Consider the following 1124-nt stretch of genomic DNA (forward strand, 5'->3'; position numbering starts at 1 on the left):
CTAATTCTTTTTGCATGCGATTGGTGATAATTAAATCGCATTCCTTTTTAAAAGCAGTTAAATCGCGTTCGACTTTAGAATTAAAGAAGCTGTCTTCTTTAAGTAAAGGCTCATATACGACAACATTGATTCCTTTTGCTTTGATGCGCTTCATAACACCTTGAATTGAGGAAGCACGGAAATTGTCGGAGCCTGATTTCATGATAAGACGGTATATTCCGACGGTTTTAGGGTTTTTGCTTAGAATATCTTCGGCAATAAAATCTTTTCTAATGCTGTTGGCTTCCACAATGGCTTTAATAAGGCAGTTCGGTACGTGCTCAAAATTGGCAAGAAGCTGCTTGGTATCCTTAGGCAGACAGTATCCGCCGTAGCCGAATGAAGGATTGTTGTAAAAATCGCCGATGCGCGGGTCAAGACACACTCCTTTAATGATGGATTTAGGGTCAAGTCCTTTTTTGGCCGCATATGTATCAAGCTCGTTAAAGAATGAAACGCGCAGCGCAAGATAAGTATTGGAAAAAAGTTTGACGCTTTCAGCTTCTGTGGGCGGAATAATAAGAACCGGCACGTCTTTTTCAAGAGAAGACTCTTTTAAAAGCTCGGCAAAAGCATGTCCTACTGCTTCATTGTGAGTTCCGACGATGATGCGCGAAGGATGAAGGTTATCATAAAGAGCAAGACCTTCACGTAAAAACTCCGGCGAAAAATGTAAATTATGCAGGTTTAAATTAGCAGAAGTTTCTTCGGTAAAGCCGACCGGCAAAGTGCTTTTAACGATAATTTGGGCATTAGGGGCAAATTTCAAAACACTGTCAATTGAACTTAAAACCGAGCTTACGTCAAAATAATTAAGATTAGGATCGTAATTAGTCGGTGTGGCGATAATGACAAATTCAGCACTTTTAAGGGCGTCGGCGGCATTATCGGTGGCTTTTAAATTTAATTGCTTTACTGCAAGATATTCGGAAATTTCTTTATCGGTAATAGGGCTTACTCTTTCGTTAATGAGCTTAACGCGTTCGCTGTTGATTTCAAGAACGGTAACTTCATTTTTTACGGCAAGCAGTACGGAAAGGGACATTCCGACGTATCCTGCACCTATAACGCAAATTTTTGCCATA

Annotated in this window: 1 protein-coding gene; it reads right to left on the minus strand. The window is 40.2% G+C overall.

What is annotated here, in order from left to right; translation table 11 throughout:
• Nucleotides 1-1123: nucleotide sugar dehydrogenase (locus tag QZ019_RS09825; RefSeq protein WP_295484654.1), on the minus strand; the 1123-nt coding region annotated here is incomplete at its 3' end.
• Between the last annotated feature and the right edge of the window lies 1 nt (nt 1124).

Origin of the sequence: uncultured Succinatimonas sp., from assembly GCF_905203285.1 — a bacterium.
Taxonomy (GTDB): domain Bacteria; phylum Pseudomonadota; class Gammaproteobacteria; order Enterobacterales; family Succinivibrionaceae; genus Succinatimonas.